The organism is Rhodoplanes roseus, assembly GCF_003258865.1.
GTDB classification, from domain to species: Bacteria; Pseudomonadota; Alphaproteobacteria; order Rhizobiales; family Xanthobacteraceae; genus Rhodoplanes; species Rhodoplanes roseus.
Genome location: NZ_NPEX01000025.1, coordinates 30640 through 38455, shown reverse-complemented (window position 1 = coordinate 38455; position 7816 = coordinate 30640). Strand labels below are relative to the sequence as shown.

Sequence of the window (7816 nt, the reverse complement as noted above, 5' to 3'; positions counted from 1 at the left end):
GGCGCGCCGTCGGTCACGATGGCCACCTGAACGCCGTACAGCCGCGCCAGCTGGCCGCCGCAGCCGAGCGTCTCGTCGTCCGGATGGGCGACGATCACGCCGACCCGCCCCGCATCGATCGCCGGCCGCGCCGGATCGCCGATCGCCGCGAGCAGGGCATGGGCCGCCTCGGCGGCGGCATGGCGCTCCTCGTGGCGGGCGTGCTGCGGCATGGTCATTCGGCCGGACAGGAGGCGAGCGTCGGACGCGCCGGCGCGCGGTGCGCCGCGTAGCGATCCAGCATGGCGGCGCAGAAGTCCGCGAAGGCCTGCGGCTCGCGCGGCGCACTGGTGTGATGCGGCGCGAGGCCGAGATGCTCGGGCGTGAAGCAGAACGTCACGGTGACGTCGAAGTCGGCGAGCGCGTCCATCTGGCGGTCGAACCAGGCGAGCGCGTTCGGCCGGAAGCTGTCGGCCCAGGACAGGCCGGTGCGCAGATAGGTGACGCCGAGCTGCTTCATCCAGGCGACCGCGTCGTCGAGCCGGTGATCCTCGAAGTGGAACCACTGGCACAGGCCGAGCGCCGGCGTGTGCCGCGCGAACGCCTCCATGGCGAGCTTCGGCGTGCCGTCCTCGCGCAGCAGGCCCATGTCGAAATGCCGGTAGTAGGACGAGCCCTCCGCCTCCTTGTGGCGCGTCGTCGCCGGCCAGGCGCGCGGCAGGTCGTAGAGGCTGTACCAGTGGATGCGCGGCACCTTGCCGATCAGCAGCTCGGCCGTGCGGTTCACGCCGAACACCTGCACCTCCTCGGCCCCGAAGGTCGAGACGCCGACCTCGGAGACCCAGATCGGCAGCGACGTGACGGCGCGGATCTCGTCGATCTTCTGCGGCCAGTCGTGGATGCTCCACAGGTTCCAGTCGAGCGGAAAGCCGTGCACGGCGACGACGTCGACCTGGTCGAAGACACCGCGGCTCTTCAAGTTGAGGATGAAGGTCGGGTCGATCGGCGAGATGCCGCCGAGCACGCGGGGCAGGCCCGGCGCGGCGCTCCCGATCGCCTTGCCGGCCAGCACCGCCATCTCGCCGAACTTGCTCCAGTCGGGATCGACATCCGGATCCCAATGCGACTTGTTGTTCGGCTCGTTCCAGATCATCGCGGCTTCGATCATGACGGCTCCGGCGCGGTGACGGTCAGGCGTTCGGCGGCGACTACGGAATCGACCGGAGCGCAGCGGCAGACATAGACCTCGGCTTCGGGATGCGCCGCGACGGCGAAGCCGGCGCTGCGCAGCATCGCCTCGACGCAGGCGCGGTTCGGGATCCACCAGTTGGTCGGGTCCTCGGCGTAGCGCTTCTCGACGAAGTGCATCTTCGGATAGGCGAGCTCGTCGAAATGCGCGGTCTGCCAGAAGTCGTAGTCCTGGGCCGTCTCGAACGGCTCGGCGCTGCCGCGCTGCATCGACTGGAACACCAGGAGGTCGCGCGCCACGTGAGCCCGGATCAGGTCGAGCGCCAGCAGCGGATGGCGCAGGTGATAGAGGACGCCCATGAACAGCACGACGTCGAAGGTCTCGCCGATCTGCCCGACCTCGTAGACCGAGAGACGCCGGAACTCGATCTCGGCCTCGGCGACCTCGGCGGCGAAGCGGGCCTGCGCCAGATAGTCCTCGTCGGAATCGATGCCGAGCACGCGGCCGGCACCGCGCCGCTTCATCTCGATCGCGTAGAAGCCGCCGTTGCAGCCGATGTCGAGCACGCTCTTGCCGGTGAGATCGGCCGGCAGGGCGTCGGCGAAGCCCTTCCACTTCACGGCCGGGTAGTCGCCGAGGAAGTGATCGGGCGCGGTCTTCACCCCGCAGAGGTCGATGTTGTGGAACCACGGCCCCAGCTCCTTCACGCGCGCCGCGATGGCGTCGCGCGACAGACGGCGGGGACGGGTGGCGGCGGATGCGGCTCGTGCGGGTGTCATGGCAGGCGTGCCTCCCGGATGTCGTCGCGGCCGCGTCCCGCCGCGACCGGCAGCGTCATGTGCTCGGGCCCGATGCCGTCGGCGAGCAGGCCGACCGCGGCCCGATAGCCGTGCACGGTGCCGACGTCGACATAGGCGGATCCCGCCTTGACGCCGACGGCGCGGCCGCCGGCGGCGAGATACGCGTTGACCAGCGTGCCGACATACTCGTCGCCGCGCCCCGGCCGGCGCCACAGCGCGGCGAGCGCGTGGAAGACGTGGCCCGGCATCTTGAAGGCCCCCCAGATCCAGCGCGACCGCACCTCGGCCTGCTTGACCCGGATCTCCGTCACGCGATCGGCGCCGTCGAGCTCGACGGCGTCGAACAGCTCCGGCCGATCGACCGGAAACAGCAGGAAGGAGAGCTGGTCGTCCGGCAGCGCCGCGAGCGCGTCGGCCGGGAACCACACGGTGTCGGGCAGGCCGACCAGCACGGGCTCGTCCGGCGCGATCAGCGGCGCCGGCCGGAAGATCGCGTCGCACAGGCCGACCGGTCGCGGCTGCACCATGTAGGCGATGTCGGCCGCGCCGTAGGCCGCACCGTAGTATTCCATGATGTCCGACTTGCCCGGCGAGATGACGAAGCAGATCTTCGTCGCGCCGCCCAGCACCATCCGCTCGACCAGATACTCGCTGACGGCGCACGGCCGCTCGCCGGTCTCGTGCGGCCGGCTGCCGACCGGCAGCAGCTCCTTGGAGAAGGCGAGTGGCTGGATTCGGCTGCCGCGCCCGGCGGCCGGCACGATGCCCCACATGATCAGGCCTCCATGGCACGGAACGGCGTGGCGCGGGCGGCGGGCGGCGGTGTGAGGCCGCGGCCGGCGATCTCCTCGATCAGCTGCTCGAGCGTCGCGGCGCGATGCATCGAGGTGTGCGAGGAGAGCGTCCGCTCGCGCGCCGCGCGGCCGAGCCGGGCGATCTCGGCGTCGCTCAGATCCAGCGCGGCGTCGATGTGGCTCGCGCTCGTCGCGACCAGCACCTCGTCGCCCGGCGTGAAGAACGTGTCGAGCCCGTCCCAGGCGTCCGTCACCATGGCGGCGCCGCAGGCGGCGGCCTCGAACAGCCGGCCGGACGGACACCAGCCCATGTCGGCCATCGCCTTGCGGGTGATGTTGAGGGTCAGCCGCGACGAGCAGAAGAAGGCGGGGTGCTCGCTGGGCGGCAGGTGGCGCACGAACCAGATGTTGTCGCCCCACGGGAACTGCTGCGGGTACTGCGCGCCGCCGATCAGGAAGCGCAGGTCCGGCCGTCGCGCCGCCGGCCCCACCAGCAGGGCTTCCAGCGCCGGCTGGCGGTCGCTCGCATAGGTGCCGAGATAGGAGAGGTCGGCGCGATAATGGGCCGCCGGAGCGACCGGGCGATGCACGCGCGGATCGACATGCCCGTAGAGCGGCGCGGTCCGTCGGGCGCCCAGCCGCTCGGCCAATTCGTCCAGCGCCCGGCCGCCGGTGTAGCTCAGCACCAGGTCGAAGCCGGCGAGGCCGTCGGCCGGCAGATAGGGCACGCTCTCGCCGTCGCGGAGATTCGCCAGCGTGACGGGGGTGTCGAGGTCGTAGAAGATCTTGATCGGCCGCGCCGCCGCCATGACCAGCTCGGCCGCCGCGCGGCCGTCCGGGCAGTAGGAGGTGACGATGGCGACGTCGGCGTCGGCGAGCACGCGCTCGGCGCGGCGGCGTTCCTCCTCGAAGTCGCGATAGAGCGCCAGCTCGCCGTCCGGCAGCGCCTCGAGGTCGCGATTCATCGCGTAATAGGGAACGTCGCGCTCGAAGAAGACGGTGCGGTGGCCGCGTGCCGCCAGCGCGGCGATCAGGCCGCGCCACAGCGTGGCGTGGCCGTTTCCCCAGGACGACGACACGGTCAGGCCGAACACCACGATCTTCATGCGGCGACCCGCTCGTTCAGGGAGAGGATCTTCGCGCCCCAGGGGCCGACCACGACGGTGCTGACCCCGGCCGGGCTCACCTCGATGCGGTCGTAGGCGTCGAGCCCGAGGCCGAGATAATGCAGCAGCGCCGCCCGGATCACGTCGCCGTGGCTGACCGCCGCGATGCGGCCGTCGGGATGGACGGCCGAGAGACGCCCGAGCAGGCGCACGACCCGGTCCTGGACCTCGCGCATGCTCTCGCCGCCGGGCGTGCGGGCGCTGGCGCGCGCGCTGTTCCAGGCCTGCCAGCGCGGATCGTCGGACATCTCGTCGAAGCTCCGTCCGGTCCATTCGCCGACATCGATCTCGTCTAGGTCGGGCGCGATCGTCACCGGCCGGCCGGTCGTCGCGGCGATCGGATGTGCCGTCTCCTGGGCGCGCTCGCGCGGGCTGGCATGCACGGCGGTGAGGCTCTCGCGGGCCAGCCGCTCGGCCAGCGCCGCCGCCTGCCGCCGCCCGAGGTCGGACAGGCTCACGCCCGGGCTCCGCCCCACCAGGACGCGGTCGAGGAGGCCGTGCACGGCGTGTCGGACCAGGAAGAAGGTCGTGGTCATCGCGGCCCCATCCGGATGGTCAGCCCTCTCCGTCGATGAAGCTCTCGAGGCGGACGCGCGCCTCGTGGTCGGTGAACTGCACGGGCGGCGACTTCATGAAGTAGCTCGACGGAGCCTCCAAGGCGCCGCCGATGCCGCGGTCGAGCGCCAGCTTGGCGCAGCGCACCGCATCGATCACGACGCCGGCGGAGTTGGGCGAGTCCCACACCTCGAGCTTCAGCTCGAGATTGAGCGGCGTGCCGCCGAAGCCGACGCCCTCCATGCGGATATGGGCCCATTTGCGGTCCTCCAGCCACGGCACGTGGTCGCTCGGACCGATATGGATGTCGTCGGGGGCGAGCGGCACGTCGAGCTGGCTCGACACGGCGCGGGTCTTCGAGATCTTCTTGGAGTCGAGGCGCTCGCGCTCCAGCATGTTCTTGAAGTCGGAGTTGCCGCCGAAATTGAGCTGATAGGTGCGGGCGAGCCGCACGCCGCGCTCGCCGAACAGGTTCGCCAGCACGCGATGCACGATGGTCGCGCCGACCTGGCTCTTGATGTCGTCGCCGATCAGCGGCAGCCCGCGGGCGGCGAAGCGGCGCCGCCAGTTGTCGTTCGAGGCGATGAAGACCGGGATGCAGTTGACGAAGGCGCAGCCGGCGTCGAGCGCCCGCTCGGCATAGTACTCGGTCGCCTGCTGCGAGCCGACCGGAAGATAGGAGACCAGCACGTCGGTGCGGCTCTGCTTCAGCACCGCGCTGATGTCGGCCTCGGGCTCGTGCGATTCCGGCACGTCCTCCTTCAGCCAGCGGCCGATGCCGTCGAGCGTGCGGCCGCGCGCCACCGTCACGCCGAGCGGCGGCACTGTGGCGAACCGGACCGTGTTGTTGGGCGGCGCCAGGATCGCCTCGGATACGTCGCGGCCGACCTTGTGGGCGTTGATGTCGAAGGCCGCCGAGATCTCGACGTCGCGCACCCGATAGCCGCCGAGCTCGGGATGCATCAGGCCGGGAACGGGCTCGTTCTCGTGCGCGTCGCGATAATGGGACAGGCCCTGGACCAGGGCGGAGGCGCAGTTTCCGACACCGACGATGCCGACGCGGACTCTTCGGGAAGCGGCACTCGTCATCGGATCGTCCAGCTCATGGCGTCGTCCGCTGCTCTCGGGTGGGCACCCGTCGGGTGCGGCACCGAACCTATGTACGTTTCGCCAACGCCTGCTCGGATTGATGGTTCCCGGATCCGTGAGACGGCGTCAGCATCGTCTCCAGCGCCGCGACGGCATCGGCCCAGTCGCTGCCTGGCGGCACGCGCAGGAGGCGCATGGTCGGGTACCATGGTGTGTCGTCGCGGCCGGTCATCCAGCGCCAGTCGCACTCCGCCCGCAGCAACGTGATGCACGGCAGGCCGAGCGCGCCGGCGAGATGCGCCGGCATGGTGTCGACCGAGACGACGAGATCGAGCGCGCGCATGCGCGCCGCCGTGACCAGCACGTCGTCGCTGCCGATGTCCACGGCGGGCAGACCGCGCAGCTCGTCGTCGCCGAGCCCACGCTGGAGAATGAACGGCGACACGCCCCGTGCGGCGAGCCGGCGAAACAGATCCCGCATCGTGTCGGTCGGAACCGAGCGTCCCGGGTCCCAGCCGCCGGCCTTCCAAACGAAACCGACGCGATGTTTCCCGCGCGAGCTTCGATCGTCGCTCGGGTCGGCGTCGGGCGGGAACAGATACGGCACCGGCCCCAGCATCCGCTCCGTCACCCGCAACGCATGGGCCAGCTCCATGATCTCGGTGTCGACGTCGTACCGGGCCTCCGGCGTTCCGTCGTGCAGGGGCAGGACGGCGTCGACGCCTGGCGCCGTGGCGACGATCGGAAGCAGCGCGGGCTGCACCCACACCGTCACGTGCGACGCGATCCGGCGAAGCGGCGCCGCGAAACGGATGAACTGCAGCGTGTCGCCGAGGCCGTGATAGCAGCGAACCAGCACGCGTCGCTTCGCCAGCGGTGCGCCGGTCCACACGAACTGCTGGTGCCGTGGCCAGTGCCAGCAGGTCTCCGCGCTGGCGCGGCGCTCGCTCAGGATCGCGTCGCTCACGGCCCAGGCGCCGGCGAAGTCGCCGCGCCGCATCGCCGCCATCCACGGATCGTCGCACGTGCCGGTCGCGCGTTCCGCCCTGTCGCCCATCCGCCTCCTCGCGCCGGTGCAATCGGCGTCCCGGGTGGAACACGCGACGGTGCCCGGCGGTTTCCGAACCGGACGGCGCGGCACCGGCCGCGCCGGCGAAGACGAGGAGACGCCGATGTCGCAGGGCAAGGTCACGACCGATCACGACGCGATCCGCAAATGGGCGGAGGAGCGCGGCGGGCATCCCGCCACCGTGAAGGGCACCGAGACGGGCAAGGAGCACGCCGGAATTCTCCGGCTCGATTTCGATCCGCGCGACGAGAAGCTCGAGGAGCTCTCGTGGGACGAGTTCTTCGACAAGTTCGAGGAGTCGGATCTCGCTTTCCTGCACCAGGACAAGACCGCGGACGGGAAGGTGTCGCGCTTCCACAAGTTCGTCAGCCGGTCGCAGCAATGAACGAGCAGGTGCTGCACGACCTGCTCGCGAAAGCCTACAACCTGATCGCCGCCGAGCTGCGCTCCGCCGCGCCGGACTTCGACCGCGTCATGGACGCGGTCGGCCGGCTGTTCGATCCGAAGGGGGCGTTCAACACGCCGACTATGACGCTGTCGCTGCCGCCCGCCGTCGACCGCGCCGTCATCGATCTGCGCGAGGTGATGGAGCGCTTCCGCGACGCCGCCGCCGAATCCACCGAGGAGGCGGTGCGCGACGTCTGGTCCGTGCTGAGCCGCCCCGAGGTGGTGGCGGCCCTGAAGAAGCGCGAGGCGTTCGGGGCGACGTGATCTCGGCGGCCGTGGACCTCGTCGGCATCCCGAGGCGTCCGGCGACGCCGGCGGAGGTGCGGTCACGGCGCTCGGGCCGCCGTCGTGCCGCGGCGCGCGCGAGCGACGTCGGCCCGGACCCCGGGCCAGCGCCTGTCCGCGCCGTCGGGCTCACCCGGTCAGCACGCCGCGCAGTTCCCCCAGGTCGCCTTCGTCGACCAGCGGGGCGAGTTCGCCCAGGCTGAGCTCGAGACGGTGGGCGGCCGGCGACCGGTCTCGGACACCTGATCCTGCCGGCCCGTCTGCTGCGAGCGCTGGCCGGGCTCCTTCCACGGCTCCTGCGTGCCTTGCTGGCCGCTCTTGTCGCGGTCTTTAGGATTGTTCTGAACTGTGTGGTCGGTTCGTTCGCCCATGGCGGCATTCCTCGCAAGCGCCCTCGGGGCTCCGTCGCCCCGTCGGACTTGGCCGGGCGGCGCGCCGCATGG

9 protein-coding genes and 1 pseudogene are annotated in these 7816 nt (G+C 71.0%); 2 read left to right on the top strand and 8 right to left on the bottom strand.

Annotated elements, in window-relative coordinates:
* From CH341_RS05975 to CH341_RS05940, 8 genes and pseudogenes are all read right to left on the bottom strand, one after another.
* Nucleotides 1-212, bottom strand: a pseudogene (locus tag CH341_RS05975) (PIG-L family deacetylase); the annotation flags it as partial.
* Nucleotides 213-214: 2 nt separating this feature from the next.
* On the bottom strand, nucleotides 215-1147 hold the full coding sequence (locus CH341_RS05970; RefSeq protein WP_111418114.1) for a glycoside hydrolase 5 family protein: 933 nt from the start codon (nucleotides 1145-1147) through the stop codon (nucleotides 215-217).
* Nucleotides 1144-1947 (bottom strand): TIGR04290 family methyltransferase, encoded by an 804-nt coding sequence (locus CH341_RS05965; RefSeq protein ID WP_111418113.1) that lies wholly within the window; start codon nucleotides 1945-1947, stop codon nucleotides 1144-1146. The genes CH341_RS05970 and CH341_RS05965 overlap by 4 nt, the downstream gene beginning before the upstream one ends.
* Nucleotides 1944-2741: a sugar phosphate nucleotidyltransferase gene (locus tag CH341_RS05960; RefSeq protein WP_111418112.1), complete on the bottom strand. Its 798-nt coding sequence runs from the start codon at nucleotides 2739-2741 to the stop codon at nucleotides 1944-1946. Before CH341_RS05960 ends, CH341_RS05965 begins: the two co-directional genes overlap by 4 nt.
* A 2-nt stretch (nucleotides 2742-2743) precedes the next feature.
* Nucleotides 2744-3868: a CgeB family protein gene (locus CH341_RS05955; RefSeq protein ID WP_111418111.1), complete on the bottom strand. Its 1125-nt coding sequence runs from the start codon at nucleotides 3866-3868 to the stop codon at nucleotides 2744-2746.
* Complete coding sequence (locus CH341_RS05950) at nucleotides 3865-4464, bottom strand: histidine phosphatase family protein (RefSeq protein ID WP_111418110.1); 600 nt, start codon at nucleotides 4462-4464, stop codon at nucleotides 3865-3867. Before CH341_RS05950 ends, CH341_RS05955 begins: the two co-directional genes overlap by 4 nt.
* A 19-nt stretch (nucleotides 4465-4483) precedes the next feature.
* Nucleotides 4484-5572 (bottom strand): inositol-3-phosphate synthase, encoded by a 1089-nt coding sequence (locus CH341_RS05945; protein WP_111418109.1) that lies wholly within the window; start codon nucleotides 5570-5572, stop codon nucleotides 4484-4486.
* Between the two features lie 67 nt (nucleotides 5573-5639).
* Nucleotides 5640-6629 carry a glycosyltransferase family 9 protein gene (locus tag CH341_RS05940; protein ID WP_111418108.1) on the bottom strand — a complete coding sequence of 330 codons (990 nt, stop codon included), beginning with the start codon at nucleotides 6627-6629 and terminating at the stop codon, nucleotides 5640-5642.
* A gap of 115 nt (nucleotides 6630-6744) precedes the next feature.
* Between CH341_RS05940 and CH341_RS05935 the strand changes: the two genes are divergently transcribed.
* On the top strand, nucleotides 6745-7026 hold the full coding sequence (locus CH341_RS05935; RefSeq protein WP_111418119.1) for a hypothetical protein: 282 nt from the start codon (nucleotides 6745-6747) through the stop codon (nucleotides 7024-7026).
* Nucleotides 7023-7352, top strand: coding sequence for a hypothetical protein (locus CH341_RS05930; protein WP_111418107.1), 330 nt, complete (start codon nucleotides 7023-7025; stop codon nucleotides 7350-7352). Before CH341_RS05935 ends, CH341_RS05930 begins: the two co-directional genes overlap by 4 nt.
* The last annotated feature ends 464 nt before the right edge of the window (nucleotides 7353-7816 follow it).